Raw genomic sequence first — 26,790 nt, 5'->3', positions numbered from 1 at the left:
AGAATTAGGCACAGGCGTGCGGAGCTAATGAATTTCATTGACTTTCTCGAGGTGATTAGAGGAGCAGCGTATTGAGTTCGCCGTGGTGCCTTACTTGTATAGTTAGGTGGATGGCACCTTAGTTTTAATTTGTGTGGTTCGTCAAGAGTGCTGACTTTTATCATCCTGCAGACTATGTCCTAGGGCTAAGGATGTATATACAGGCTTTGCCATAGGGCTGGGGGTATACAGACGTTGCCATAGGGTTATGGGGTGTATAGGAGCAATAGATTCTATGGAATTTGATAGAAGTGATTCGAGGCGTTGTAAGTTGAAATGATATTGAAACCATATTGCTTCAGTGGTGAATTAGCGAATTAGCGAATTAGCGAATTAGCGAATTAACGAATTAACGAAATAACGCATTAGCAAAGGGTGGAAAACATCCGGATCGGGGGGCAGTCTGCGCTCGAAGAAAAGTGAAAATACCGGTGGCGACTTAAAACAGTTAATTGCCCTCGGACGCGTCCTCCGCCAGCCGTATCAAATCTGGACCTTGGTTCCGAACATTGCCAATGGCCCGGTCGATCTTGAGCCACTCGAACGCCTCGGGCGGCTCACTCTAGAGCAAGACCATCTACTCGGAGCGCTCCTTGTGCATGGCTGGGTCCAACCATTGCCTCGCGAATTGGGAAGGAAAGTCGCTCGCTATGCGAGTCTAAGGCGACGAGCTGCAGTGTATTAGCCGGACGTCAAAAGCACCATTAATGGCATCTGGTAATTCCTGCGGCTCTACGTAACGCATCGCTCTATGACCCGCGTGTATCGATGGTGCGCTACTGATGTTTTTTTGTGGTACACTTTTTTGTGTGTACATGAATAGGTACAAAAAAATGAAAGCGGCTCCTAAATCGATACCCTACGCAGAATTCGGCGAACTGCTGGCTCGGCTCCGCATAGCGGCGGGTTTCCCTAAGCAGCAAGAACTGGCCACAGCTCTCGGGAAAACCCAGCAATCAGTGAGTCGCTGGGAGAAAGGGGTTGCCCGCCCACGATCGAGTGACATTCCCTCGTTGGAGAGGCTAGTTGGAGCTAAGGAAAACGAACTCCTAGTCGCCGCGGGATATAAGACAGTGAAAGCAGATCTTCGCATCGAAACGGCCACATCATACGACCGTCCGCTGCCGCTCTCTGCTCTGCATCCGGACACATTTGAAAGCTTCTGCGCGGCCCTTTTGGACCGCCTATACCGTCCCATTGGTGGAAAAGTCCATCGTTATGGGGGCACAGGCCATAAGCAACATGGTATCGACATCGTCGCTACTGGCTCATTCGGGACCTATTCATTTCAATGCAAGCGAGTTAATGAATTTGGCGCCCAAAAGGTCCACACCGCCGTGGCTGAGCAGACTTACGTCGCGGATCTCAAGGTACTATTGCTGTCCAGCGTCGCGAGCCCAAGGGCGCGCGATGCAATGACTGTGCATGTTGACTGGGAGTTGTGGGATCGAGAGGACATCACCCGAAAGTTTCATGATCTCGCGATGTCCGACCGCCAGGATCTGGTCGACCGTTACTTCAGCGGTCAGCGACTAGATTTATTAGGAGTTGATGAACCTGGACCGATCCAAACCGCAGAGACCTTCTTCAAGCCGTTCCTAGTTTCCGACCGCTTCTTCAACCACTCTTGGACACTTGTTGGTCGTGACGCAGAGGTTTCGCAGGTTGTGGGCTATGTGAAGGATGAGTCGGTGCTCCTAACCTGCCTTGTCGGGGCGCCAGGGTTTGGAAAGAGTCGTGTTCTTCGCGAAGTCACCAAGCAAATAACTGAGAGCACCACCCTGCTGGTTCGATTTGTGTCACCGACTGAAGACGTCAAGGCTCACCATCTGGACAAACTGCGCGACAGCCTCGGTGGGGTGACGCTACTTGTGGTCGATGATGCTCACGAACGCGAAGATCTCGGCATCCTCCTTAGATACGCGGCTGTGCCGGAAAATAGAACGCGGTTGCTTCTATCACTTCGTCCCTATGGAAAGGAAAGACTTCGCCTTCAAGCAGCTGATGTAAGCCTCTCGGGATCGTTGGTTAAATTTGTCGATTTGCATCAGCAGACGCGAAATGAAGCGCAAGCATTAGCTGAATCGGTTCTCGCCGAGTGCAATGGTCCTCTGGCGGCCGCTGCCGAAATCGCCCGTGCCACGTTCACGACGCCGTTGGTCACAGTTTTGGCGGCGCAGTTGGTCGCGCGTGATGATGTTTCAATGACGTTGCTGGGTAATTCAGAAGAGTTTCAAACCTATGTGTTGGCCAGTCTACAGGACGTTATCGCGGTCACCTTGGTTTCGGGACAGGATGTTTCGAAGCTCAGGGGTGTGCTGCGGGTCATTGCGCTACTTCAGCCCATAATTCCGGACGACCCGGGTCTCCTTAATATCTTGTCAACGGTCGAAGGGATTGAGGCACCAGACGCCAGTCGGCTGATGCGGTTGTTAGGGGAAGCAGGCGTTTTATTCAAGCGCGGGGTCCGCTCGCGGCTTGCTCCAGATCTGTTGGCAGATGAAATCATTCGTTCGAACTATCTTGATGCGGATCGCAAGGCGAACGAGCTCGTTACATCGGTCTTCGATCTCGCAGATGCCGACCACCTGAAAAACTTGTTTGTTAATCTTGGCCGGCTGGACTGGCGCTTACGCGAAGGAAAGACTGACGACAGCGCGTTATTGACCAGTCTCAGCCCCAAGTTATGTTGGGGCACGAAATACAACAACCCACATGTAGAAGCAGTCGAAGCGGTTGCCTACTACCAGCCCAGGTTTGCACTGGACTTCGCGAAACGTCTGATCACCGAAAAGCATGGTGAAAGCTCGGCTGTGTGCAACATGGTGCGTAATGCAGCATATACGTACGATCACCTCCAAGAAGCATGTTCCCTACTTTGGACCGCAGGCCGCAGCGATGTCCGTGCGCTGAATCAGCAGCCGAGTCACGGCATCCGCATCCTCAAGGAATTGGCTACGTTTGAATTGAACAAGCCGGTCGAGTACGTGCGCGAAGTTATTCGCTTTGCATTTTCGCTCCTGGAAAGGCCTGTTTCGCTTAGTTCGGTTCACACACCTTTCACCATCCTTGAGGGAGCGCTGGGCACTGAGATTGAGTCGACGAGTTACTCTCGCTCGACCTTAACTATTACCCGTCACCAGCTTTCCCTGAAGGCGGCAAAAATCGTTAGGGATGAGGTAACGAAAGCACTGCTCAAGTATTTGCGGGAAGGCCCACCTCGAAGAGCGTTTCTCGCAGCTCAGACGATAGCTCTAGCCTTGCGCGGTCCGATGCACGGCGACTCTACTGACCGAGAATGGAACCGAGAGCATCAGAGCCTCCTGCAGGAACTTCAAGTCGTACTGCGAGAGGTATATTTGCCGCCCACAGTGTTGGTTCGACTCGCGCAGTCCATCTCCTGGCATGCGTTTTACGGTGGGCCTGAGACATCTGGCGATGCGCGCGCCATCATGGCTTTGTTAAACCGAGACTTGAGGACTCGACTCTTGCGGGCGCTTATCGACGGCTGGGGTACGGAAACTTGGAGACTCAGCCAATCGCTTAACCGTGAAGAGCATGAGAGCGACCGCATAGTCCTGACGACCGAATTGATGGCTGCGTTCCCTGATGCTGGGGGGTTGATTGATGAGTTGAATGACTGTTTGCAGGACATTAAGAGTGTAGCCCCCTATGGCTACGGCTCTCCCTTCCTGCTCGTGAATCATCTACTCAGTTCCGTACCAGGTCTTGCCGCCGAATTGCTTCGCAGAAACAACGAGGGCCTAGTCGGTCATCTCGCCCCAAATGTAGGCAAGGCTCTGAGTGTGGCTGTTGAAGCGGGGTGCTCAGAGTTAGTGATGGATTATGTAGGTCGCTCGGAAGGCTCCACTGAAGTATTGGCTCAACTCGCTGAGGCATACGCCAGGTTTGAACCGTCACGGTCATACACTCCACAAGAGGTTGCCCTGTTCAGGCGCATCTTTGAGTCTAATGATGCGAACGTACTGTTCGCCGCGTCTAATCTGGCGCGCCAGGTGGCTGCTAAAAATCCAGCTCTGGCAGTCGAGCTCATTTGCTCGGCAAATTTTGAAGTGAATACCGCGGCGACTCACGACATGTTCATGTTGATCGCCGGCGGGACACCCATTCCGAAAGTCGACATCGATAGCAGACGAGGCGAGCTTTTGGGTAAGCTTGTAGTGATAAAGGCACTTGATGACTACTGGGTTCAGTCCTTCCTCGCATCGTCAATCAAAGAGGATCCTTCTGCTGTCGTTGCTCTGGTCAAGGCACGCATTATTGAGGCGACACGTCGAAACGATTGGTCTTATGAGCCTCTAAGCAAAGAGCGCAACGAAAACTGCCTTAGGCTCATGAGTATCGAAGCGGGGCCACGTCTGATAAGAGAGCTACTTGACTGGGTGCTCAACGAATCGGCAGATACTCGGGAGGTGGTGCGTTTTGGCGGCGCAATTGCTGGCCTTTGCGGTGACTATGACGAGCTACTGCTTGATCTACTCCTTGCGTGGATGTCATCGGGCTCGCAGACACATGCCACACTCGTAGCCAGAATACTGCGGGAAAGTCAGCCGACCTTTATCTATGATCACCCCAAGTTTATCCGTGACATCCTCAACGCGGCGGAACTCATTGGCGAGGAAGCGCTAGACGCTATTCGCTCATCAATCCAGGCGTCAGTATATTCTGGTGTTCGAGGAGGGGTGCCTGGTGAGCCGTTCCCAGAGGATGTCCGGCAAGAACAGCACTGCGTGAGGATGCTTGAGTCGCTCAGTCGTGTTGAGCCCGCATTTGAACTGTATGACGCACTACTTCGGGGCGCGCGCGATGCAATAGCGCGCCAACGAAAGTCAAAGGAAGCTTTAGAGGATGAAGATGACTAAACCAGGCGTACGGATGCGGAAAAGATTTAGGGCAAAATTAGGGCAAAATTAGGGAAAACTCAGGGCCGCTATGGGCCGCATTGCGCCTCAGGTTCGATCCGAAAATGCCCATTTTAATGGCTTAGAGCGGTCCATGAACCCACGAGAAGGGGGTCGAATCCCTATCTACAAAATTATATTGGGCTGCAATAGCCCAATATAATCTGAGGCTCGCACTAAAGTTAAGCGTCTGTTGCTGCTGGGGCTCCGGCTAATATTAGCCAAAATACATAGGCGTTGATTGGACGTGTCTCACTTCCACCAACAGTACTTGTTTGTCTTCCCTCATTATGATGATCTCCACTACGAACGGTAGTGCTATCGACGCCATCAATGTTTGCATCCCCTATCATTTGGACAGTTGAATGAGAGTGAGAGGCAAAGGAGTCTGCTTGAACAGATCCGACTGCATCTCCAGTAAGGCCTCCGCTGGCACAAGCAATCCTTAACCCAGCATCTGGATCACGCCCAGCACCGATATCTACTCCGCGAAGAAATCTTCCACGATAATCAGGTAAATTGAATGTGGTTAATGCATCACCTCTACCATGTATGTCGCCAATAACAGTGTAGAGTTCTTTATACGCTATCCGACTGATTGTGCCTCCGTCGCACACAAGCCAGCCTGCTCTAGCCAGAGCTCTTCGGCTTGGCTCATTAATATTTCCAGAGTAAGGGATTATAGTTGCTAGTGGTAGCGAGGCGGAAACTAGCGCAGGGTTCAAATTTTCAATGTCCACTTTTCACTTCTCCTAGTTTTATTATTGAAGCGAACGTTTCCTCCACTACTACGTACAATGGTTCGCCGCACAGTACATAAGAAATATATCGATCCCAGTGAAGAGGTAGCTCCTTGATACTTGTGGAGGTAACAATTCTCCTCATCATCATTTTTTGACTAGTCCGAAAGGTGCAAGTGAATATTGAAATAAATGAAGCATAGCCGAGAAAAACTCAAGCATAGAAGTGGCAGTGTTCATAACAGGCAGAAATGACACGTCGCTTAAAAATTGCTACAAAATCAATAATTTACAGCGAATTAGCCAAACTGGCCGGAGTGTTGGGGAAGTGCTGCGTCCAATCCATCATTGGGCCCGCTTCACTCGGCTCGCGACAGGTCTTGCTCAGCAGATATGACGTCGGGGATCAGAGCTGGAGACGGGAAATCATTCAGGTGTCATGAGCACCGCGAGTGTCATCTTGATGAACTCCTCATTGCGATCGATCGTGTCCAGGGCGCCGCGGACATTGTCAGCGACGTCGGCCGATCCGCGCATCTCCACCCAGTTCGAAAGCTCCAGGATGGCAGCCTCAAGGGCGAGTTGGTTTTCATTGATCTTGAATAGCAGGGAAGGGAGCAGGTCTGAGTTTGGCATTTGTGAATCCTCCGTGAAGGTTTCAGCGTAGCAGCAGGATTTCTCGGACGGTGATCGAGGGGGTTGGCAGGGGGCGGGAAGGCAGTGAAAACGGGATAGTTTTGTAACGCCACCCGAAAAGTTTTGTAACGCTTTGGGTGTGGTCAGATTTTCGCCAAATCCCAGAAACGAAAAAGCCCTGAAAAATCAGGGCTTTTTCGTATAAAGATGGCGGAGGCGATGGGATTCGAACTCATGGACCTGTTACAGTCGACGGTTTTCAAGACCGTTGCCTTAAACCACTCGGCCACACCTCCGTTTGCGTTGCGGGCGCCATAATACCTGAATGAAACACACTGTCAAACTCTCTGCATAGCTTGTTACAGAGCGTCTGTTATGATCTTTGCGACTGAACGTTTCAAACCAACAGGAGTGTCGCCATGCGCGAACAGGATTACGCAGTTAATAACAGCGTGCAGGCTGAGCAGCTAGAGGTTAGCCGCGTCCTGCGCAACACATACGGCTTGCTCGCCCTGACCCTGGCTTTCAGCGGTGTGACAGCCTACGTTGCCCAGCAGATGCATGTTGGCTACCCGAACATTTTCGTGGTGCTGATCGGCTTCTACGGTCTTTTCTTCCTCACCAACAAACTCCGTGATTCGGCCTGGGGCCTGGTGTCGGCATTTGCCCTGACCGGTTTCATGGGTTTCCTGCTGGGTCCGATCCTCAACCGTTACCTGGGTATGCAGGGCGGCGCAGAAGTGGTCAGTTCGGCGTTCGCGATGACGGCGCTGGTGTTCGGCGGTCTGTCGGCGTATGTGCTGATTACCCGCAAGGACATGAGCTTCCTCGGCGGTTTCATCACGGCAGGTTTCTTCGTGCTGCTGGGTGCAACGCTGGCGAGCCTGTTCTTCCAGATCAGCGGCCTGCAACTGGCGATCAGCGCAGGTTTCGTGCTGTTCTCCTCGGTCTGCATCCTGTTCCAGACCAGCGCCATCATTCATGGCGGCGAGCGTAACTACATCATGGCCACCATCAGCCTGTATGTATCGATCTACAACCTGTTCGTCAGCCTGTTGCAGCTGTTCGGCATCATGAGCCGCGATGACTGATCCTCGGCCTTGAACTGAAAAACCCGCCTAGGCGGGTTTTTTATTACGTGCACAAATCCAGGATTACTCTGCAATGACGATGCTGCCATCGGCTTGCTGGCGGTAGATGGTGTAGGGCAGCAGCAGTGTGTCCATCGCCCCGGACACGACCACGTCGAGCAGCACGATAGCGGGGGCTGGGCCATGTACCTGCGCATCCCGACCGTCCTCGAGGGGCGCGTTCAGGTAGCAGAAATCGTAGGTCACGCCGCTGTAGATTCGCGGTACCGCGCCGCAATAACTCTTTTGTTCCTTGAGGCTTTTTGCGGCCACTTCGTCACTGCGCACAACCGTCTGAATCGTGCCGCAACCCGCCAGCATCATTGCCACGAGTAGCATTGCCTGAGTTTTCATGCCGTCAATCCTTCGCCGGAAACCGTCAATCTACTTCAGGCTGAAACAAATATCACTCACGCCATGGGCGGCAACCGGCGCTTGACCGGGGTTTTCTTGACGATCGCCGTATTGGTTTCAGCGTGGGTGTTGAGGCGGTCGAGCAGGGTGTCCAGTTGTTCCATCGAACGCACATGCAGGCGCGCAATGAAACAGTCGTCGCCGGTCACCTTGTCGCACTCGGTGAATTCGGGAATGGCCATGATTTGCCGTTCCACTTCCTGCAATTGCCCCGGCAGCGGACGAATACGCACGATGGCCTGGAGTTGATAGCCAAAGCATTTCGGGTCGATTTCAACGGTGTAGCCCTTGAGCACGCCACGCTCTTCCAGGCGACGCAGACGCTCGGCAACACTGGGTGAGGACAGGCCGCTGATTTGCGCCAGGGCCTTGAGCGAGCGTCGCGAGTCTTCCATCAGCGCCGTGATCAGCAGCTGGTCGATGTCATCGGTCATGGCGAAACCCTCTGTTAGGCGTTTTTTCAAAACAGCCTTTATAAAAAAGGCAGATCCAGAGTTTAGCCTGCTTTTTGCTCTGGAGTAGCCCCTGGGTGCATTGGCATACTTTGACCACAAACACAGGAGTCTGATGATGGACAAAACCCTACGCCGCGGTTCGTTCGAAATGACGGCCGCCATGCTGATCTCCGGAACCATCGGCTGGTTCGTGCTGGTGTCCGGGCAACCGGTGCTGGACGTGGTGTTCTGGCGCTGCCTGTTCGGTGCCGGCACCTTACTGCTGATTTGCGCGGCCTTCGGCTTTCTGCGCCCCGGCATTCTGACCCGCACCACGTTCCTGCTGGCGGTGCTCAGCGGTGTGGCGATTGTCGGCAACTGGGTGCTGTTGTTCGCGTCCTATTCCCGGGCATCGATTGCCATCGGCACCGCTGTCTATAACGTCCAGCCGTTCATGCTGGTCGGGCTGGCGGCGTTGTTTCTCAACGAAAAGATCACCGCGCAGAAACTGACCTGGCTGGGCGTTTCGTTTCTCGGGATGCTGGCGATTGTCAGCGCCCATGGCGGCGAGGGCGAGAGCGGCAGCGATTACCTGATGGGCATTGCCTTGGCTTTGGGTGCGGCGTTTCTCTATGCGATTGCCGCGCTGATCATCAAGCGTTTGACGGGCACGCCACCGCACCTGATCGCGCTGATCCAGGTCAGCACTGGCGTGTTGTTGCTCGCGCCATTCGCGAATCTTTCCGTATTGCCGCAGGCGCCGAGCGCGTGGGCCAGCCTGGTGACGCTGGGCATGGTGCACACCGGCGTGATGTACGTGTTGCTGTACGGTGCGATACAAAAACTGCCGACTGCGCTGACGGGCGCACTGTCTTTCATCTACCCGATTGCGGCGATTTTCGTCGACTGGTTTGCTTTCGGCCATCGTCTGGAGCCGCTGCAATGGATCGGTGTCGCGGCAATTCTGCTGGCCGCTGCCGGCATGCAACAAGGTTGGTCACTGAAGTTCCGGCGCACGGTGACGCCCTGAGCGTCACCCAGAGGCGTCAGATGTTCCGGCGATGTTCGTCGGCGGTAATGGCCTGACTGTCCAATGACTCAGAAGATATAGTCGGTGGTCAGGAAGCTCGAACTGCGGCCGCTGATGATCTCGCTGATCAGGTCCTTGTTGGTCTCCTGGAACTTGGTGGCCACCAGGGTGCGGATCGAAAACACCCGCAGTGCGTCATGTACCGACAAGGTGCCTTCGGCCGAGTTCTTGCGACCATTGAAGGGGTAGGTGTCCGGGCCGCGTTGGCACTGGGCATTGAGGTTGATGCGCCCGACCTGGTTGGCGAAGGTGTCCACCAGTCGGCCGACCGCCACCGGGTTGGTGCCGAAGATGCTCAATTGCTGGCCGAAGTCCGACTCCAGCACGTAGTCGATCACGGTATCCAGATGACGGTACGGCACGATGGGGATGACCGGGCCGAATTGTTCTTCCTGATAAACCCGCATCTGTGGCGTGACCGGGTACAGCACCGCCGGGTAGAAGAACGACGCACGAGCCTCGCCGCCGTTGGGGTTGACCACCTTGGCGCCTTTGCTCTCGGCGTCCGCCACCAGTGCATGCAGATAGTCGACCTTGCCCGATTCCGGCAGCGGTGTCAGGGCTACGCCACTTTCCCAGGGCATGCCGGGTTTGAGGTTGGCGAGCCTGGCATTGAATTTGTCGATGAAGGACTCGACCACGTCTTCGTGGACAAACAGGATTTTCAGGGCGGTGCAGCGCTGGCCATTGAACGACAGCGAACCGGTTACCGCTTCACTGACCGCATTGTCCAGATCCACTTCCGGCAGGACGATGCCCGGGTTCTTCGCATCCAGGCCCAGCGCCGCGCGCAAGCGGTGGGGTCTCGGATGGAGTTTTTTCAGGTCACTGGCAGCCTTGTTGGTGCCAATGAAGGCAAAGATGTCGATCTTGCCGCTGGCCATCAGCGCACTGACGGTCTCGCGACCACTGCCGTAGATGACGTTGATCACCCCGGTCGGGAAACTGTCGCGGAAGGCCTCCAGCAGCGGGCGAATCAGCAGCACGCCGAGCTTGGCCGGCTTGAACACCACGGTGTTGCCCATGATCAGCGCCGGGATCAGCGTGGTGAAGGTTTCGTTCAACGGATAGTTGTAAGGCCCCATGCACAGGGCCACACCCATCGGCACGCGACGGATCTGGCCGAGGGTGTCCTGTTCCAGTTCGAAACGGCTGGAGCGGCGGTCGAGTTCCTTCAGCGCGTTGATGGTGTCGACGATGTAGTCGCAGGTGCGGTCGAACTCCTTTTCCGAGTCCTTGAGGTTCTTGCCGATTTCCCACATCAGCAACTTGACCACGGCGTCGCGCTGCTCGCGCATGCGCCCGAGGAAGGTTTCGACGTGCTGGATGCGTTCGGCCACGCGCATGGTCGGCCACAGGCCCTGGCCACGGTCGTAGGCGCGGACTGCGGCGTCGAGGGCGGTCAAGGCGGTGTCGGCATCCAGCAGCGGCGTGCTGCCGAGGATCACCTGCTCATCGCCATTCGGGCCTGCCACGTACACCGGGCTGCGGACCTGGGCCAGCGGCCCGTTCCAGGTTCTCAGTTCGCCATCGACCAGGTACTCACGCTGCTCGGTCTGGCCGTCGAGGCGGTACTTTTCCGGGATGTCGGCGGGGCTTGGGAACAGGTTCTGGAGAATATTGGCTGTGGTCATGTCGCTACCCCTCTGGATTGGCTGATGCACTGATGAATCGTTTTAGCAGACCTCAGCAACGCTTGTCATGACTCATCTCAGCGTTTTTCCGCACAGCGTGGTGTTCGGGGACTTATCGGGCCTTGCGTCATGGCCTCAGAAGCTCCCCTTGTTGGCCCCCAATGCCCTCAACCCGCCCGCGCGGGGTGCCTTAATGTTGACTCTCCTTGATCACAACAAAAAAGGCTGTGCCCGACTGGCCGGGCAGCCAATGAGAGAACAGCCATGCGGGCAAGCCGATTAACTGAAAAGCCTAGCCTTTGTTTGGCCTTGGTGGGGTGCGTCTTTGCGGCGTTGCTTGCAGGCTGCGGCGAGGAGCCGAACAACCCGCCGACTCGCAGCGAAGCAGGCGCCGCGAGGCCCGCCGACGCCGAGCTGGCGCAGGTCTACGACAACAGCTGCAAGCTGTGCCACGCCAACCCGGCGGCCGGGGCGCCGCTGACCGGCGACATCAAGGCCTGGCAACCACGGGTATTGCAGGGCGCCGACACGCTGCTCGACCACGCGATCAACGGTTACAACGGCATGCCGCCGATGGGTATGTGCATGCAGTGTTCGCAAGAACAGTTCCTGGCGCTGATTGCCTTTATGTCCGGCCAGCCCATCCAATGACAAGAACGGCAGGGTGCGATTCATGACGATGGACCTGACACGGCGTCAGTTGTTGCAACGGGCGAGCGTCATTGGCGCCTTTACCGCGCTCGGCTCAACGCCAGCACTGGCCGAGCTGCTGCGCGCGCCACGCCTGATTCCCTGGCGCAACTGGTCGGGCGGCCAGAGTTGCCTGCCGGCGGCGCGACTGGCGCCCAAGAACCTGGATGAGTTGACGCAAGTGGTGCGCCAGGCCCCCGGCAGGATTCGGCCGGTGGGCTCGGCGCATTCCTTCAGCGCGCTGGTGCCCACCGATGGCACTTTGCTGTCGCTGAGTTATTTCACGGGCTTGCTCGATCACGATCCGAAAACCCTGCAGGCCGAGTTCGCTGCCGGTACGCCGATGTCACGCATGGGCACGCCGCTCAAGGACATCGGCCAGGCCCTGCAGAACATGGCTGACATCGATTACCAGACCCTGGCCGGCGCGATCTCGACCTCGACCCACGGTACCGGCAAGCACTTTCAGTCTTATTCGGCGCACGTCTGCGGCATGCAGTTGGTGACCGCCAGCGGCGAGGTACTGGACTGCGACACCAGCCGCCATCCTGAAGTGTTCAGCGCAGCCCGGGTGTCCCTGGGGGCGTTGGGCGTGGCAACCAAAGTGCGTCTGCAAAACCGCCCGGCGTATCGCTTGCGGGAACGGCAGTGGATCGCCAAGACCGAAGAGTTGCTGGAAGACCTGGACAAGAACACCCGGGAAAACCAGCACTGGGAAATGCTCGTGGTGACCCATTCCGACTACGCCTTGTCGATCGCCCTGAACGAAACCACCGACCCGGCCACACCGCCGGTGCCGGCGGATGAGGAGGGCGGCAACGAGTTTGTCACGCTGATCGAGAAGATCGACAAATACGCCAGCGACTTCCCGGACCTGCGCCGCACCATGCTCAACAGCCTGCGCCACCTGGCCAGTTTCGATGACCGGGTGGGTGACTCGTTCGACATCTACGCCAACGTGCGCACGGTGCGTTTCAACGAAATGGAATACTCCGTGCCGGCCGAATACGGCCCGGCCTGTTTGCGCGAGATCCTCAAACTGATCCAGGACAAGGACCTGCGTACCTGGTTTCCAATTGAATACCGGTACGTCAAGGCCGACGACATTCCCCTGAGCATGTTCGAAGGCCGCGACAGCTGTTCGATCTCGGTCCACCAGCATTACCAGATGGATCATCACAACTTCTTCGCCGCCATCGAGCCGATTTTCTGGAAGTACAACGGTCGGCCCCACTGGGGCAAGTTGCACACGCTGAACGCGAAAAACCTGCAGCCGCTGTACCCGCGCTGGCAGGAATTCATCCAGGTGCGGCAGGCGCTCGACCCCAGCGGAAAATTTCTCAATGCGCATCTGTCATCGATTCTGGGGGTGAGCTGATGGCTGTCAATCGCCGCAATTTTTTGCTCGGCAGCGCAGGCGTCGGCGCCTTGTTGGTGGGGGGCGGGGCGTGGCTGCGGCCGGGTGACCGAGGCGCGCCGTACAGCGATTACTTCCGTACGCTTAACCGTGAACTCAAGGACCACGGCCCGATGCGACCGGTGATGCTGATCGACCTTGATCGGCTGGATCACAACATCGATGTGGTGATGCAATCGGTCAAGCGCGGCGGAAAACACCTGCGCCTGGTGGAAAAATCACTGCCGTCGCCGGGACTGCTGGCCTACATCGCCCGGCGCGCCGGCACCCAACGCCTGATGTCGTTTCACCAGCCGTTTCTCAATCATGACGCGGTGCAGTTTGCCGAGGCCGACATTCTGTTGGGCAAGCCGCTGCCGGTGCGTTCGGCCGAGTTGTTCTATCAGTTGCACAAGGGGCCTTTCGACCCTTCGAAGCAATTGCAATGGTTGCTCGATACGCCGCAACGCCTGCAGCAATACCTCGCCCTGGCGCAGGGGCTGGGCACGCGATTGCGGGTGAACATCGAACTGGATGTCGGGCTGCATCGCGGTGGCGTCAGCGACCTTGGCGCACTCGGGCAGATGCTGACGCTGATCAGCCAGCACCCGCAGCACCTGGAATTCGCCGGGTTCATGGGTTACGACCCGTTCGTGGGCATGGGCGTGCCGGGGATTCTGGGCGCGCCCGAGGAGCTGTTCGCCAAGGTGATGGTGATCTACAACCGTTGCGTCGATTTTACCCGTCAGCAATACCCCGGTTTGTGGCGCGAAGGGCTGACCCTCAATACGGCCGGCAGCCCGAGCTATCGCATGCATGAACATGAACAGCTCAGCAGTGAAGTGTCGGTGGGAACGGCGATGCTCAAGCCCACTCATTATGATTTGCCGTCACTGGTGGAGCATGTGCCGGCCGCTTACATCGCCACGCCGGTGTTGAAAAGCACCGGGGCGGTGAATATTCCGGCGCTGGATGACAAGTCCAGGCTGTTTTCCTGGTGGGACATCAATCAGCGCGAAACGTATTTCATCTATGGCGGTAACTGGATGGCGCAGTTCGAATCGCCAGCGGGGTTGCAGAGCAATGGTGTGTATGGCCGCAGCTCGAACCAGGAAATGGTCAATGGGTCGGCGGCGGTGGGGCTGACGGTTGAGGATCAGGTGTTCTTGCGGCCGTTCCAGACGGAGTCGGTGTTGTTGCAGTTCGGGGATTTGCTGGCGGTTCGGGGTGGGAAGATTGTGGATAGCTGGCCGGTGTATTCCTGAAGAAGATTCTGAGTCTGTTAGACCGCTATCGCGAGCAGGCTCACTCCCACATTTGGAATGCATTCCAATGTAGGAGTGAGCCTGCTCGCGATAGCGTCAGCTCAGTCAAAACGCATACGGAATACTGACCTTCGCCCAAAGCATTTCCCCTTCAGGCCGGTTTTCCACGTCGAACTCCTTGGCCCAGCGAAGCTCCGCGCTGGCGTATTCGAGAAAGGTCCAGTGCAGCGCCGGGCCAATGGCAAACACCTGCCCGCGCACCCCGTCGTTCACGTCCTGGCCATTGAACTGCACGGTGTGGCCGAACTGTTTGTCGTCGGTGGTTTGCTTGAGGTAGTAGCCGTTCAACCCGAGCATCAGGTCGTCGGTGATCTTGAAACTGGCGGAATAGTCGAAGTGGAAAATCTGCCCCGACTTGTAGTCGGTGTCCTTGTTTTTCTCGTTGAAACTGTAGGTGGTCTTCATCGACACCTCGGTTCTGTCCGTCGGCAGCCAGGTGAAGGAGAACAGCGGTTTGTAGGTGTAGAAGTTGTTGCTGGTGTTGGCCAGGCGATCAACGCTGTATTCGCCGGTCGGCACGGTGACTTCGATGGCGGCGCCGAGGGTCAGGTTTGGGCCCATGTCCCAGAGAATGATCGGCGCGACCGTGGTGTCGCCCATGCCTTCGCGGGTGTCCTGCAAGCCGAACACCGAGACTTCCTGCTTGAGCCAGGGCTGCGCGATGTAGCCACCCAGCCGGCCGCCAAACACGCGCACCGGGCTGAGGTAATCCAGGCGCGGAATGACCGCCGTGGACTCGATCTCGACGTTCGGCACCTTGCCGCCGAGTGAACTGATGTTCAGCTTCGTGGCTTTGTAGTGGTTGTAGTAGAGGTTGAACGCAACCATGTTGTCCGGAAGGCTGTCGGGCGAAAGCGGCAACATGAAAAAGCCGTCGGTGCCGGTGCCGATGTTGTCCACGCCGGCCTCGGTGGCCAGTGCCGGTTGCAGGGCGCAGACGCCGGCCAGGCCAATGACCAGTAGGGGAAGTGTCGTGCGGGTCGGGATCATGGGTGTACTCATTATTATTGTTAGCGGGCTGTCCGGCATCCATACGAGGGCCGCAACATAGAAATAAGCTGTCTGCGCCCTGCAAGGCAGGGTATTGGCGGCCATTTAGGGGGACTTCTGCGGACAGCCTTTGAACCCTGTGCTAACTTCCTTCGACATAGCCTGTTACAAAAATAAGAATGCAGCTCGTCCCGGAATGTATGGCCCCATGCAAATGAAAGTGATCGATCCCACCTTTGAACTGGCGCTGGTGTCGCCGTTTCTCCTGCAGACCCTGGCCGAAGTCGCCGAGCAAAAAGGCATCCACCCACAGAGCCTGTGCCGAGGGTTGGGGTTTACCTTTGAAGACCTGCAGGACCCGGCGCAGCGCATTTCCTATCGCCAGGCCGTGGCGATGATTCAGCGCGCGCTCAAGGCTTTGCCCAATCAGGGGCTGGGCTTGTGGGTCGGCGCGCAGAATGTGCTCGGTACGCTGGGGTTGTTGGGGCATGTGTTGTCGCTGTGCAAGACCCTGCGCGATGCCTTCGAGCTGGGCATTCGCCATCAACACACCTCTGGCGGCATTGTCGTGTCGAGTGTGGAGGAGGCGGGGGATCGGGTGTTTATCGACGTTGAATGCCGCTTGCCGTTCGCCGACGTGCAGTTGTTCGCGGTCGAGGAGTTTTTCGCCAGCCTGTTGGTGTACGGCCGGGCGCTGGTCGGGGCGGATTTCAAGCCGATGGCCGTGGAGTTCATGCATGCCGCGCCGGACTATCTCGGCGAATATTCGCGCCTGCTGGGGGCGGACGTGCGTTTCGGTTGCCTGCAAAACCGCATGGTGATCGAGGCACATTGGCTGGGCGTTCACTTGCCCAATCACCATTCCCTGGCCCTGCGTCAGGCCGTGAAACTGCTCGAACTGGAAGCCGCGCAGGTGCACCAGAAAATGGACCTGATCCAGGCGGTGGAACGGGCGATTGCCCGGGACCTGACCGAAGGCAGCCACATCGAGAAAATCGCCGGCGACCTGAACATGAGTAGCCGCACCTTGCGCCGCCGCCTCACCGAACACGCGCTGACCTTCGAAACGCTGCTGGAACAAGTGCGCCAGGCCCGCACCATGAGCCTGCTGGCCAACCCGGATATGTCCATCGAACGCATCACCGAGGAAGTCGGCTACAGCGACGTGCGCAGCTTTCGCCGGGCGTTCAAGCGCTGGACCGGCATGAGCCCGAGTGCGTTCCGCAACGAAAGCCCCAGCGTGGTTTGATCTTTTTGTGGTGAAGGGGGTAAGCCCCTTTGCCACAGGTTACTGGCCTCTGACGGCACACAAACCCTCGTACTCCGGTTAAACTCCATGCTCTTTTTCAAGGAGTTCATATGAGCCATTACCAGCCGGGCATTCTCGCCACCCCCGTTCCGCCTCAAGCCCGCCATATGTTCTTCGCCCTCGAATCCGTCGAAGCATTGCCGGTCGCACTCGATAACTTGATGCAACTGGTGGACGGGAAATCGGCTGTCGTCGGCTTCGGCGAATCCCTGGTCAAGGCACTGGATGGGCAGATCGAAGGCCTGCGCACTTTCCCTGCACTGGCTGGCGTCGGCGTCGACAATCCGTCGACCCAGCACGCGCTCTGGTGCTGGCTGCACGGTGAAGACCGTGGTGAGTTGCTAAACCGCAGCAACGCTATCGAAGCGGCGGTGGCCCCGGCGTTGCGTCTGGTGCAGATGAACGAAACCTTCCGCCATATGACCGGGCATGACCTGACCGGCTTCGAAGACGGCACCGAGAACCCCCACGACGCAGCCGCCGTGGCCGCCGCCCTGGTGGGTGAGGGCGCGGACGGCACGGTGGGTGGCAGCTTCGCCGCGATCCAGCAGTGGCAGCATGACTTGAAAGGTTTCCATGGGCTGTCGGCGGATGAAAAAGACAACATCATGGGCCGCCGTTTGAGCGATAACGAAGAGATCGACGACGCGCCGGTTTCCGCCCACGTCAAACGCACCGCCCAGGAAAGCTTTGCGCCCGAGGCCTTCGTGGTGCGCCGCTCGATGCCGTGGATCGAAGGTGACCGCGCCGGGCTGATGTTCCTGGCCTTCGGTTTTTCCCTCGATGCCTTCGAAGCCCAACTGCGCCGCATGAGTGGCCTGGAAGACGGCATCACCGACGGTCTGTACCGCATCAGCCGTCCGATCACCGGTGGCTACTACTGGTGCCCGCCGCTCAAGGACGGTCGACTGGACCTGCGCGCATTGCGCATCGGCTGAGCCGCAAGGAGTGCTATGAACCTGGTGTGCTGGGGCATGATCGGTTGTGGCAGTGTTCAATGAACACCCGGTCGAGCTGCACATCGATGAACACCTCAGCCTGAACATCGAGCATCACGCACACATTCAGTGGCACCACGTATTGGGCATGAATGCGCATATTCGTGGCGAGGCGCAGCACCCGGCCGTGGCCGAGCAGGCGCTGAAGACCGATTGGGTGATGGACCGGATCCTCAAGCGCAACTAGTACCCTACGGCCACACAATTCCCCTGTGGGAGCGAGCCTGCTCGCGAATGCGGTGTGTCATTCAACATTTGCATCACTGGCATGACGCCTTCGCGAGCAGGCTCGCTCCCACATTCAGGATTGCGCAGCGCATCTAACCTTATGCGCATTCGGTATTTCTCAAGCCTGTCATAACCTCTCTAAGATCACGTCATAACTCGTTATAACAAGTGATCTGCCATGACCGATAACGTTCTATCCCTGAGCAGCGTCCCGTTGCACACCCAGCTGCGAGACGTGCTGCGCGCTCGCATCCTCGACGGCGAATACCCGCAAGACAGCCAGATGCCTTCCGAAAGCGAGCTTGGTGCGTTGTTCAAGGTCAGCCGCATCACCGTGCGCCAGGCTTTGGGCGACCTGCAAAAGGAAGGGCTGATCTTCAAGATCCACGGCAAGGGTACCTTCGTCGCCAAGCCGAAAACCTTCCAGAACGTCAGCACCCTGCAAGGACTGGCCGAGTCCATGACCGGTCGTGGCTACGAGGTGATCAACCGCCTGCGCAGCTTCAAGTTCATTGCCGCCGACAAGCTCGTCGCCGAGCGTTTGCAGGTGGCCGAAGGCGAGGTCGTGGCGCAGATCAAGCGGGTGCGCCTGATCAATCGCGAGCCGATTTCCCTGGAAATCACTTACCTGCCCAAGGCCATTGGTGAACGCCTGGAAAAAGCCGACCTGGTCACCCGCGACATTTTCCAGATCCTGGAAAACGACTGCGGCCTGACCCTGGGGCATGCCGACCTGGCCATCGATGCGGTATTGGCGGACAGCGACCTGACTCGGGCGCTGAGCGTTGAACCCGGCTCGCCGATCATGCGCATCGAACGCCTGACCCACGATGTCGACGGTTGGCCGCTGGACTTCGAACACCTTTACTACCGTGGCGATGCCTTCCAGTACCGCCTGCGGATCGACCGGCAAAAAGGGGAGCAGGCATGACGCGCAGCACGTTGGAGCAGGAATACGACATCGTCGTCATCGGTGGCGGCACCGCCGGCCCCATGGCGGCGATCAAGGCCAAGGAACGCAACCGCGACCTGCGGGTGTTGTTGATTGACAAGGCCAACGTCAAGCGCAGTGGCGCGATCAGCATGGGCATGGACGGCCTGAACAACGCGATCATTCCCGGTCACTCGACGCCTGAGCAATACACCAAGGAAATCACCATCGCCAACGACGGCATCGTCAATCAGGCTGCGGTGTATGCCTATGCCACCCACAGCTTCGAGACTATCGAGCAACTGGACCGCTGGGGCGTGAAATTCGAGAAGGACGAAACCGGCGACTATGCGGTGAAAAAGGTCCACCACATGGGCGCTTATGTGTTGCCGATGCCGGAAGGGCACGACATCAAGAAAGTCCTCTATCGGCAGTTGAAGCGTGCGCGGGTGAGCATCACCAATCGCCTGGTTTGCACCCGATTGCTGACGGATGAAGAGGGCGCGGTCAACGGCGTGATGGGCTTTGATTGCCGAACCGCTGACTTCCATGTGATCAAGGCCAAGGCGGTGATCCTCGCCTGCGGTGCCGCCGGGCGCCTGGGATTACCGTCCTCGGGCTACCTGATGGGTACCTACGAAAACCCGACCAATGCCGGCGACGGCTACTCGATGGCCTACCACGCCGGGGCCGAACTGGCGAACCTGGAATGCTTCCAGATCAACCCGCTGATCAAGGATTACAACGGCCCGGCTTGCGCCTACGTCACCGGGCCCTTGGGTGGCTACACCGCCAACAACAAGGGTGAACGCTTCATCGAGTGCGACTACTGGAGCGGGCAGATGATGTGGGAATTCCATCAGGAGCTGGAAAGCGGCAATGGCCCGGTGTTCCTCAAACTCGATCACCTGGCCGAGGAAACCATCCAGAACATCGAAGAGATCCTGCACAGCAACGAACGTCCGAGTCGCGGCCAGTTCCACGCCAATCGCGGCACCGACTACCGCACTCAGATGGTCGAGATGCACATCTCCGAGATCGGTTTTTGCAGTGGGCATTCGGCGTCGGGGGTGTGGGTCAACGAGAAGGCCGAGACCTCGGTCAAGGGCTTGTACTCGGCCGGGGACATGGCCGCCGTGCCGCACAACTACATGCTCGGCGCGTTCACCTACGGCTGGTTCGCTGGCAACAATGCAGCGGATTTTGTCGCCGGGCGCGAGTTTTCAGCCCTGGATGCTCGGCAGATCGAAACCGAAAAACAACGGGTCTATGCACCGCTGGATCGTTTACACGGTCTGCCACCGGCCCAGGTCGAATACAAGCTGCGACGCTTCGTCAACGACTACCTGCAACCGCCGAAAGTGACCAAGAAGATGCAGATCGGCCTGCAACGCTTCAGCGACATCCAGCGCGACCTCGACCAGATCAAGGCCCACAACGCCCACGAGCTGATGCGCGCCATGGAAGTCAGCATGATCCGCGACTGCGCCGAAATGGCCGCCCGCGCTTCATTGTTCCGCGCCGAAAGCCGCTGGGGGCTTTACCACCATCGCGTCGATCACCCACAACGCAACGATCGCGACTGGTTCTGCCATTGCCACCTGAAGAAAGACGAAAACGGTTTGATGAGCAGTTTCAAGAAAGCCGTCGAGCCTTACATCATCCCGCTGGATGCCGACGAGATGCAGGCCTACGACCGGCTGCGGGTCGGTGCGGATGCCGCCTGAGCATCACCCAAGAGAGAGACCGTGAAATGGCCTATCAAGCCCAGGAAATCTTCTTCCGTTCCAACGCCCCCGTCACCGTCGACGAGGACAAATGCATCGCCCACAAAGGCTGCACCGTGTGCGTCGACGTTTGCCCGATGGACCTGTTGGCGATCAACCCGGCCACGCAAAAGGCCTACATGGCGTTCGATGAATGCTGGTATTGCATGCCCTGTGAAAAGGACTGCCCGACTGGCGCTGTGAAAGTCGAGATCCCGTACCTGCTGCGCTGAAACACTGTCCATGTGGGAGCGGCGGTGCGACGATTCGACTTGCTCGCGAAGAGGCCGGCACAGCTGGCATCTCCATTGACTGGACGGACGCATTCGCGAGCAAGCCCGCTCCCACAGGGGATCGAGGCCAGTCACAAATCTTGTGTACGCCAGAAAAACCTGTGGGAGCGGGCTTGCCCGCGAAGAGGCCAGTAAGGACAACCCAAAAACGCCATCCGGCACCACCGGACGCCTGATTCAAAACACCCCTCGTTTCCCACCGCGCCCTGATCGTGGCGGAGACGAACATCCAATAAATGATTCGAGGGGAAACACTCATGATGTTGCGTGCAGCTTTGGCCGGTCTGGTACTGGCTTCATTCACCCTGTCGGCTTCGGCCGAAACCATCCGCATTGCCATCGGCACCCAGGACACCACGATCAACTGCGCCGCCGGCGGATTGTTGATTCGCGAACTCGGGCTGCTGGACAAATACCTGCCCCACGATGGCCCCTACAAAGACGCCCAATACGACGTGCAGTGGAAAAACTTCACCAGCGGCGCCCCCCTGACCAACGAGATGGTGGCCGGCAAACTCGACTTCGGCGCCATGGCCGACTTCCCCGGCGCATTCAACGGCGTGGCGTTCGAAACGGCGGGCAAGCACAGCCTGTTCATCAGCGTGCTGTCGGGCAGCATCAAGGGCAGCGGCAACGGCATCGTGGTGCCGAGCGCATCGGGCGTGCAGTCGCTGGCAGAGCTCAAGGGCAAGACCATTTCCGTGCCGTTCGCTTCCACCGCCCATGGCATGCTGCTGCGCGCCGTCGCGGCCCAGGGCTGGGACCCGCTCAAGGACGTGAACATCATCGCCCAGCCGCCGGAAGTCGCCGGCTCCGCGTTGCAGGCCGGCAAGATCGATGCCCATGCCGACTTCGTGCCATTCGCCGAACTGTTCCCCAGCCGTGGTTTCGCCCGCAAGATTTATGACGGCGCCCAGGCCAACGCGCCGACCTTCCACGGTGCGCTGGTCGATCAGGCCTATGCGAAGAAGTACCCGGAAATCGTCGTCGCTTACCTGCGGGCGAGTATCGAAGCCAACCAACTGTTGGCGGCTGAGCCGGAGAAGTACAGCGAGTTGATCGCCAAGGTCACCGGGGTCGATGCCGAGGTCAATTACCTGTTCCATGGCCCCCTCGGTGTGCAGACCCGCGACCTGAGCTGGAAGCCGGAGTACCGTCAGGCCGTGGGCACCGCCATCGATACCCTCAAGCTATTGAAGAAGGCGGATCGCGGTCTCGATCTCAATACCTTCATCGACGACCAATACATCCGCGCCGCCTTCAAGGCCTCGAAGCTGGACTACAGCGCGCAACTGGCCAGTTACGGGCAGGCGCCGCTCAAAGCCGTCGATGCCGCCAACGGCCAAGCCATCACCGACGTCAGCCACGTGGCGGAAATCTGGGTGCGCGGCGAGCCGAAAGTCCGCCAGTACGCCTCGGCGGAGTCGGCATTTACCGCGCTGACAGCGCTGAAACAGGAAGGCAAGAACATCCGCGCGGTGTACGCCCAGGCCAGCGACAGCGGGATCAAGCTGCTGGCGGATCAGGCGTGGTTTGCCACCGATGGCAAAGGGCGGCTGAGTGCGTTCCTGCTCAAAGGTCAGGCCCAACAATTTGCCACGGCGCAGGGCGGCAAGGTCTTTGACTTTACCGATGCCACAGCCCAGGCCGTGGCAGTTCGCTAATCCCCAGAACACCACTGATCCCCTGTGGGAGCGAGCCTGCTCGCGAATGCGGTGGGTCAGTCGACATCAATGTTGAATGTCAGTCCGCTATCGCGAGCAGGCTCGCTCCCACAGGATTCTCGGGTTGAGAGGAATAATTGTGTACCGATCATATTCACGCTGGATTCCCAGAGCCGCATCCTTGCTGCTCTGCCTCGTATTCTGGCAACTCGCCGCCAGCCACCACTGGAACCTCGGCCTGGTGACCTTCGCCAACATCCCGACACCCGTGGCGGTCATTGAAGCCGCCCTCGGCCTCGGCGACTCGGGCAAGCTCGCGCAGCACCTGGGCAGCAGCCTCGGCCGGGTATTCGCCGGTTACCTCGCGGCGCTGATCATCGGCGTGGCCCTGGGCCTGGCCATCGGCCGCTCGAAATGGGCCGAAGATCTGCTGCTGCCGCCCCTGGAAGTGCTGCGCCCGATCCCGGCGGTGGCGTGGATTCCCCTGGCGATCCTGATGTTTCCCTCCTCGGAGCTGTCGATGGTGTTCATCACCTTCACCGGCGCACTGTTCCCGATCTTGCTCAACACCGTGCACGGCGTCGAAGGCGTCGACCCACGGCTGATCGCCTCGGCGAAAAGCCTCGGGGCAGGGCGCCGGGCAATCCTGCTGGAGGTCGTACTGCCGGGCGCAGCGCCCAGCATCATCACCGGCCTGGCCATCGGCATGGGCACCTCGTGGTTCTGCCTGGTGACGGCGGAAATGATCTCCGGCCAATTCGGCATCGGCTATTACACCTGGGAGTCCTACACCATCCAGAACTACGCCGACATCGTGGTCGGCATGTTGCTGATCGGCGTGCTCGGGATGGGCAGCAGTCTGTTGATCAAGCGTCTGGGCGGGCTGTTCACGCCCTGGCATCTACCACGAGGAAAAGCCTGATGAGCGTTTTTCAACACCTGGAAGGGCGTATCGACATTCGCGGGCTGTCGATCAGCCTGGGCGAGGGCCACGAGGCTTTCGAAGCAGTGCAGGGCCTCGACTGCCAGATCGAGCCGGGGCAGTTCGTGTGCATTCTCGGGCCGTCCGGTTGCGGCAAATCCACCTTGCTCGGCGCCCTGGCCGGCCACCTGCAACCGCGCACCGGCACGCTTAACGTCGATGGCGCCGCAGTCTCCGGTCCATCGCCACAACGCGGCATGGTGTTCCAGCAGCACACACTGTTTCCGTGGCGCACGGTGCGCGACAACGTGGCGTTTGGCTTGAAAATGCGTGGCGTCGGCAAGGCCGAACGGCACAAAGCGGCGGATGAAATCCTCGCCCTGGTGGGCCTCGAAGACTTTGCCGGGCGTTGGCCCGATCAGCTCTCCGGCGGCATGCAGCAACGGGTGGAAATCGCCCGGGTGCTGGTCAACCGTCCGCGCCTGTTGCTGATGGACGAACCCTTCGGTGCCCTCGATGCCCTGACCCGATTGAACATGCAGGAACTGCTGCTGGACATCTGGACGCGCATCCGCACCACCGTGGTGTTTGTCACCCATGACATTGACGAAGCGCTATTCCTCGCCGATCGCCTGCTGGTCATGAGCTCGCGCCCCGGGCGGATCATCGAAGACCTGCGCCTGGACTTCCCCCGGCCGCGCAGCACGGAGTTGGTGACCCGTCCTGAATTCTCGCACCTCAAGCGCCATTGCCTCGAACTCCTGCGGCACGAAGACGGTCGGCAACTGCCGCGCCTGAACCCGCTCGGACTTCCCCCTGAAAACAAACTGCCGCGATTTGCCCTATGACCTCACTATTCGATGTAACCGATAACGACGACATCCTTGCCCTGCAACCGCGCCTGACCGATGACGACCCCGGTGTGCGCCGTATCGCACTGATCGAGTTGGCCGATCTTGAGGAGCCGGACGGCCTGCTGTGGTTGATCGATCGACTGGCCGAAGACCCGATTGCAGACGTTCGCGCCGAAGCCGCACGCCTGCTGGAAGCCTGGGAGGACGAGCCGGTGGTCGAAGCGTTGTGCCAGGCCCTGACGGATCCATCCCCGGCGGTGCAGGTGGCCGCTGCGCAAAGCCTCAGCCTGCTCAAGAGTGAAGCGGCGGGCCGAGTCATTCTGCCGTGGACCGGGCACGTCGACAGCGGCGTGCGCATCGCCGCGTTCCGGGCGTTGCGCGAGTTGCGTTGCCCCGATGCCGCCGATGCGGCGGCCCGGGCACTGATTGATGAAAGCGCCAGCGTGCGCCGCGAGGCGGTGGGCGTGCTCGGCTGGCTCAAGCAACTCGAGGCCTTGCCGGCACTGGCGCGGCTGGCCAGCGCTGACCCGGACACCGACGTGCGACGCGCCGCCACCGGGGCGCTGGGCCTGGCGTCTGACGCACAAGTGCTACCGGCCCTGCGCCAGGCCTTGCGCGATGATGCCTGGCAAGTCCGCGAAGAAGCCGCCACCACTCTGGGCAAGGTCGGCCACCTTGACGCCGGCCCGGCCCTGATCGACGCCCTGGAAGACGATTACTGGCAAGTGCGACTGCGCGCCACCCGCAGCCTCGGTCGCTTGCGTTTTGTACCTGCTCTCGAAGCGCTGATCGACACCCTTGGTCACCGCATCAGCAACCTGCGCAAGGAAGCCGCGTTGGCCTTGGGCGAATTGAACGACCCACGGGCCATAGCGGCATTGCAGGACGCGCAAGACGACGGCGACCCTGAAGTGCGCAAGGCCGTGCGCATTGCCTTGAGCCAACTGCAATGAACCCGCTGGCGATTGGCAATTCCCGCAGCAAACAGCAGCTGCGCCTGAACTGGCCGGATGGTCGCGAACAGGTGTTCGAACATGCAGAACTGCGTCGACAGTGCCCGTGTTCGCAGTGCCGGGCGTTTCGGTTGCGGGGGATGGTGCCGTTGGTGGATGGGCGGGTTCAGGTGATCGAGTTGCACTCTCAAGGGTATGGCCTGCAACTGGTCTTCAGCGATGGGCATGAGCGGGGGATTTATCCGTGGGCCTACCTGGCACAACTCACCCCTGTAGGAGCGAGCCTGCTCGCGATGGACGTGAACGATAAAGCGATGTAGTTGGAGGAGTCGGTGCGCCTTGGCGGTTTTCGCGAGCAGTCGACCGGCTTTATGCTGCGAATACAGGTTCAGTAACGGCTCGGATAAACGCATCGTCCACAGTCTTTACGCCATACCGATGCATGAACTCACTACCATTGGCAAAGCGATTGAAGCGTTGCTGGCTAATCATGTAAAAATAATCACAATGGTTAATTACTTCATCAACATTATGCGAAGAAACCAGAATGGCGGTGCCCTCCCTGGCGGCGCCGCGAAGGCATTGCCAGATATAGCGACGAAATTCCGGATCTACACCGGCAGTAGGTTCGTCGAGAATCACGAAGTCTGCAGAAATTGAAAGAAGGGAGAGAGTAAAGAACCAACGTGTCTCTCCGTAGCTGCATAGCGATGATTTTTTGTTCCATATGTCTTGATATCGATCAACTATCGCAGGGCTCCACGCACTTAGCTTTTTTAAGGTTTTATCTTGTGTCATGGGTTCGCTTGATGACAGCGCGGTCACCATTTTAAAAATGTCACGCATGCGCAATGGTGGGGGAGTGGTGATGATTTGAGAAAGGTATAAAAAGTGATTGAAGTCGTTTTTTATGGAGCCGGATTTTGTTTTCTTAAGGTCACAGACGATATCGAAAAAAGTTGTTTTTCCAGATCCATTGGGCCCCAGAATACCGACAATGTCGCCTTGAGCAACCTCAAGAGATGCCTGGGTCAAGAGGGGCTTGTCTGTATAGGAGAAGTCAATGCTCTGCGCCGTGAATTTTTTCATCAGTATCGGCTCCATACGGGATTGATTCTCAGGTGCTTGAACGTTCTGTGCAGTACTGAAATAAATAAAAGAATTATTGCTGTCGTGATGAGTTTGTTGGATTCAAGGCCTTGTTCCATTATCTGGCTTGCAAGTGTCAGTGGATTTGCGAGGTTCAAAGCGTCGGTAATGTGGTTTGATCTGCTGGCACTCATTACACCGAGAATCAGCATGCAGAACGAAAAAATGGAAAGCAAAGTGTTCGAGTTCTGAAAGTTGATCGGCAGCAATGAAAATGCAGCCCCAAAAGTGCAAAACATGATAAAGCAGATGTAAAAGCGTAGTGCGATATTCAGTAATTCAT

Annotated in this window: 23 protein-coding genes, 1 tRNA gene and 1 pseudogene; 17 read left to right on the top strand and 8 right to left on the bottom strand. The window is 58.1% G+C overall.

From position 1 onward, the window contains the following. Positions 1–872 precede the first annotated feature (872 nt). On the top strand, positions 873–4,922 hold the full coding sequence (locus AC3IT9_RS15965; protein WP_489270340.1) for a helix-turn-helix domain-containing protein: 4,050 nt from the start codon (positions 873–875) through the stop codon (positions 4,920–4,922). Positions 4,923–5,143: 221 nt separating this feature from the next. On the opposite strand, the gene AC3IT9_RS15960 is transcribed toward AC3IT9_RS15965, so the two are convergent. The 3 genes from AC3IT9_RS15960 to AC3IT9_RS15950 all read right to left on the bottom strand — a co-directional run bounded on the left by AC3IT9_RS15960 (position 5,144) and on the right by AC3IT9_RS15950 (position 6,633). Then, a complete protein-coding gene (locus tag AC3IT9_RS15960; protein ID WP_489270339.1) occupies positions 5,144–5,701 on the bottom strand; it encodes a phage tail protein in 558 nt (185 codons plus the stop codon). 426 nt (positions 5,702–6,127) lie between these two features. After that, the gene (locus tag AC3IT9_RS15955; RefSeq protein WP_489270338.1) at positions 6,128–6,337 is read right to left on the bottom strand and encodes a hypothetical protein; all 210 of its coding nucleotides are present in this window, start codon (positions 6,335–6,337) and stop codon (positions 6,128–6,130) included. Between the two features lie 208 nt (positions 6,338–6,545). Beyond that, positions 6,546–6,633: transfer RNA gene (locus tag AC3IT9_RS15950), tRNA-Ser, on the bottom strand. Between the two features lie 123 nt (positions 6,634–6,756). Here AC3IT9_RS15950 and AC3IT9_RS15945 point away from each other — a divergent pair. Beyond that, on the top strand, positions 6,757–7,428 hold the full coding sequence (locus tag AC3IT9_RS15945) for a Bax inhibitor-1/YccA family protein (protein ID WP_057714309.1): 672 nt from the start codon (positions 6,757–6,759) through the stop codon (positions 7,426–7,428). A gap of 63 nt (positions 7,429–7,491) precedes the next feature. Here AC3IT9_RS15945 and AC3IT9_RS15940 read toward each other — a convergent pair whose 3' ends face one another. Both AC3IT9_RS15940 and AC3IT9_RS15935 read right to left on the bottom strand, forming a co-directional pair. Beyond that, positions 7,492–7,821 (bottom strand): YceK/YidQ family lipoprotein, encoded by a 330-nt coding sequence (locus AC3IT9_RS15940; RefSeq protein ID WP_150723587.1) that lies wholly within the window; start codon positions 7,819–7,821, stop codon positions 7,492–7,494. 56 nt (positions 7,822–7,877) lie between these two features. Beyond that, positions 7,878–8,315 (bottom strand): Lrp/AsnC family transcriptional regulator, encoded by a 438-nt coding sequence (locus tag AC3IT9_RS15935; protein WP_046038550.1) that lies wholly within the window; start codon positions 8,313–8,315, stop codon positions 7,878–7,880. A 136-nt stretch (positions 8,316–8,451) separates the two neighbouring features. Here AC3IT9_RS15935 and AC3IT9_RS15930 point away from each other — a divergent pair, with 136 nt between their 5' ends. Continuing rightward, on the top strand, positions 8,452–9,345 hold the full coding sequence (locus tag AC3IT9_RS15930; RefSeq protein WP_489270337.1) for a DMT family transporter: 894 nt from the start codon (positions 8,452–8,454) through the stop codon (positions 9,343–9,345). A 68-nt stretch (positions 9,346–9,413) separates the two neighbouring features. Here the strand turns inward: AC3IT9_RS15930 and AC3IT9_RS15925 are convergent, their stop codons facing one another. Continuing rightward, positions 9,414–11,039 carry an NADP-dependent glyceraldehyde-3-phosphate dehydrogenase gene (locus tag AC3IT9_RS15925; RefSeq protein WP_489270336.1) on the bottom strand — a complete coding sequence of 542 codons (1,626 nt, stop codon included), beginning with the start codon at positions 11,037–11,039 and terminating at the stop codon, positions 9,414–9,416. A gap of 264 nt (positions 11,040–11,303) precedes the next feature. Between AC3IT9_RS15925 and AC3IT9_RS15920 the strand changes: the two genes are divergently transcribed. The 3 genes from AC3IT9_RS15920 (at position 11,304) to AC3IT9_RS15910 (ending at position 14,390) form a co-directional block, all read left to right on the top strand. Further along, on the top strand, positions 11,304–11,690 hold the full coding sequence (locus tag AC3IT9_RS15920; protein WP_489270335.1) for a c-type cytochrome: 387 nt from the start codon (positions 11,304–11,306) through the stop codon (positions 11,688–11,690). Positions 11,691–11,712: 22 nt separating this feature from the next. Continuing rightward, positions 11,713–13,107 (top strand): D-arabinono-1,4-lactone oxidase, encoded by a 1,395-nt coding sequence (locus AC3IT9_RS15915; protein WP_489270334.1) that lies wholly within the window; start codon positions 11,713–11,715, stop codon positions 13,105–13,107. Positions 13,108–13,181: 74 nt separating this feature from the next. After that, positions 13,182–14,390 carry a DSD1 family PLP-dependent enzyme gene (locus tag AC3IT9_RS15910; protein ID WP_489273521.1) on the top strand — a complete coding sequence of 403 codons (1,209 nt, stop codon included), beginning with the start codon at positions 13,182–13,184 and terminating at the stop codon, positions 14,388–14,390. Positions 14,391–14,495: 105 nt separating this feature from the next. Here AC3IT9_RS15910 and AC3IT9_RS15905 read toward each other — a convergent pair whose 3' ends face one another. Continuing rightward, complete coding sequence (locus AC3IT9_RS15905; protein ID WP_150756895.1) at positions 14,496–15,440, bottom strand: SphA family protein; 945 nt, start codon at positions 15,438–15,440, stop codon at positions 14,496–14,498. Positions 15,441–15,648: 208 nt separating this feature from the next. Here AC3IT9_RS15905 and AC3IT9_RS15900 point away from each other — a divergent pair, with 208 nt between their 5' ends. From AC3IT9_RS15900 to AC3IT9_RS15850, 11 genes and pseudogenes are all read left to right on the top strand, one after another. Beyond that, entirely contained in the window at positions 15,649–16,689 is a 1,041-nt protein-coding gene (locus AC3IT9_RS15900) for an AraC family transcriptional regulator (RefSeq protein ID WP_150755764.1), read from the top strand. A gap of 110 nt (positions 16,690–16,799) precedes the next feature. Next, a complete protein-coding gene (locus tag AC3IT9_RS15895) occupies positions 16,800–17,687 on the top strand; it encodes a Dyp-type peroxidase (protein ID WP_489270332.1) in 888 nt (295 codons plus the stop codon). Positions 17,688–17,736: 49 nt separating this feature from the next. Further along, positions 17,737–17,934 (top strand): annotated as a pseudogene (locus AC3IT9_RS15890) (gfo/Idh/MocA family oxidoreductase); the annotation flags it as partial. 219 nt (positions 17,935–18,153) lie between these two features. Then, positions 18,154–18,906 (top strand): GntR family transcriptional regulator, encoded by a 753-nt coding sequence (locus AC3IT9_RS15885; protein ID WP_150723594.1) that lies wholly within the window; start codon positions 18,154–18,156, stop codon positions 18,904–18,906. Then, the gene (locus AC3IT9_RS15880; protein WP_150723595.1) at positions 18,903–20,633 is read left to right on the top strand and encodes a fumarate reductase/succinate dehydrogenase flavoprotein subunit; all 1,731 of its coding nucleotides are present in this window, start codon (positions 18,903–18,905) and stop codon (positions 20,631–20,633) included. The genes AC3IT9_RS15885 and AC3IT9_RS15880 overlap by 4 nt, the downstream gene beginning before the upstream one ends. 26 nt (positions 20,634–20,659) lie before the next feature. After that, the gene (locus AC3IT9_RS15875; RefSeq protein ID WP_008050632.1) at positions 20,660–20,905 is read left to right on the top strand and encodes a 4Fe-4S dicluster domain-containing protein; all 246 of its coding nucleotides are present in this window, start codon (positions 20,660–20,662) and stop codon (positions 20,903–20,905) included. A gap of 317 nt (positions 20,906–21,222) precedes the next feature. Beyond that, positions 21,223–22,629: an ABC transporter substrate-binding protein gene (locus AC3IT9_RS15870; RefSeq protein WP_489270330.1), complete on the top strand. Its 1,407-nt coding sequence runs from the start codon at positions 21,223–21,225 to the stop codon at positions 22,627–22,629. Between the two features lie 139 nt (positions 22,630–22,768). Next, entirely contained in the window at positions 22,769–23,551 is a 783-nt protein-coding gene (locus AC3IT9_RS15865) for an ABC transporter permease (protein ID WP_489270329.1), read from the top strand. Beyond that, a complete protein-coding gene (locus AC3IT9_RS15860) occupies positions 23,551–24,399 on the top strand; it encodes an ABC transporter ATP-binding protein (protein ID WP_489270328.1) in 849 nt (282 codons plus the stop codon). The genes AC3IT9_RS15865 and AC3IT9_RS15860 overlap by 1 nt, the downstream gene beginning before the upstream one ends. Beyond that, positions 24,396–25,358: a HEAT repeat domain-containing protein gene (locus AC3IT9_RS15855; RefSeq protein ID WP_150755757.1), complete on the top strand. Its 963-nt coding sequence runs from the start codon at positions 24,396–24,398 to the stop codon at positions 25,356–25,358. The genes AC3IT9_RS15860 and AC3IT9_RS15855 overlap by 4 nt, the downstream gene beginning before the upstream one ends. Beyond that, entirely contained in the window at positions 25,355–25,678 is a 324-nt protein-coding gene (locus tag AC3IT9_RS15850; protein WP_489270327.1) for a DUF971 domain-containing protein, read from the top strand. Before AC3IT9_RS15855 ends, AC3IT9_RS15850 begins: the two co-directional genes overlap by 4 nt. 49 nt (positions 25,679–25,727) lie before the next feature. Here the strand turns inward: AC3IT9_RS15850 and AC3IT9_RS15845 are convergent, their stop codons facing one another. Further along, positions 25,728–26,447: an AAA family ATPase gene (locus tag AC3IT9_RS15845; RefSeq protein ID WP_489270326.1), complete on the bottom strand. Its 720-nt coding sequence runs from the start codon at positions 26,445–26,447 to the stop codon at positions 25,728–25,730. Positions 26,448–26,790 lie beyond the last annotated feature (343 nt).

This window comes from Pseudomonas sp. KH_046_1, assembly GCF_057839025.1.
This window is presented reverse-complemented; position numbering and strand designations above follow the sequence as displayed.

Coding starts and splice junctions, on each gene's coding strand:
- AC3IT9_RS15930 (WP_489270337.1), top strand. CDS start 8,452: ATGGACAAAACCCTACGCCGCGGTTCGTTCGAAATGACGGCCGCCATG.
- AC3IT9_RS15875 (WP_008050632.1), top strand. CDS start 20,660: ATGGCCTATCAAGCCCAGGAAATCTTCTTCCGTTCCAACGCCCCCGTC.
- AC3IT9_RS15870 (WP_489270330.1), top strand. CDS start 21,223: ATGATGTTGCGTGCAGCTTTGGCCGGTCTGGTACTGGCTTCATTCACC.
- AC3IT9_RS15905 (WP_150756895.1), bottom strand. CDS start 15,440: ATGATCCCGACCCGCACGACACTTCCCCTACTGGTCATTGGCCTGGCC.
- AC3IT9_RS15935 (WP_046038550.1), bottom strand. CDS start 8,315: ATGACCGATGACATCGACCAGCTGCTGATCACGGCGCTGATGGAAGAC.
- AC3IT9_RS15880 (WP_150723595.1), top strand. CDS start 18,903: ATGACGCGCAGCACGTTGGAGCAGGAATACGACATCGTCGTCATCGGT.
- AC3IT9_RS15955 (WP_489270338.1), bottom strand. CDS start 6,337: ATGCCAAACTCAGACCTGCTCCCTTCCCTGCTATTCAAGATCAATGAA.
- AC3IT9_RS15900 (WP_150755764.1), top strand. CDS start 15,649: ATGCAAATGAAAGTGATCGATCCCACCTTTGAACTGGCGCTGGTGTCG.
- AC3IT9_RS15845 (WP_489270326.1), bottom strand. CDS start 26,447: ATGAAAAAATTCACGGCGCAGAGCATTGACTTCTCCTATACAGACAAG.
- AC3IT9_RS15945 (WP_057714309.1), top strand. CDS start 6,757: ATGCGCGAACAGGATTACGCAGTTAATAACAGCGTGCAGGCTGAGCAG.
- AC3IT9_RS15885 (WP_150723594.1), top strand. CDS start 18,154: ATGACCGATAACGTTCTATCCCTGAGCAGCGTCCCGTTGCACACCCAG.
- AC3IT9_RS15860 (WP_489270328.1), top strand. CDS start 23,551: ATGAGCGTTTTTCAACACCTGGAAGGGCGTATCGACATTCGCGGGCTG.
- AC3IT9_RS15925 (WP_489270336.1), bottom strand. CDS start 11,039: ATGACCACAGCCAATATTCTCCAGAACCTGTTCCCAAGCCCCGCCGAC.
- AC3IT9_RS15920 (WP_489270335.1), top strand. CDS start 11,304: ATGCGGGCAAGCCGATTAACTGAAAAGCCTAGCCTTTGTTTGGCCTTG.
- AC3IT9_RS15915 (WP_489270334.1), top strand. CDS start 11,713: ATGACGATGGACCTGACACGGCGTCAGTTGTTGCAACGGGCGAGCGTC.
- AC3IT9_RS15855 (WP_150755757.1), top strand. CDS start 24,396: ATGACCTCACTATTCGATGTAACCGATAACGACGACATCCTTGCCCTG.
- AC3IT9_RS15895 (WP_489270332.1), top strand. CDS start 16,800: ATGAGCCATTACCAGCCGGGCATTCTCGCCACCCCCGTTCCGCCTCAA.
- AC3IT9_RS15850 (WP_489270327.1), top strand. CDS start 25,355: ATGAACCCGCTGGCGATTGGCAATTCCCGCAGCAAACAGCAGCTGCGC.
- AC3IT9_RS15940 (WP_150723587.1), bottom strand. CDS start 7,821: ATGAAAACTCAGGCAATGCTACTCGTGGCAATGATGCTGGCGGGTTGC.
- AC3IT9_RS15965 (WP_489270340.1), top strand. CDS start 873: ATGAAAGCGGCTCCTAAATCGATACCCTACGCAGAATTCGGCGAACTG.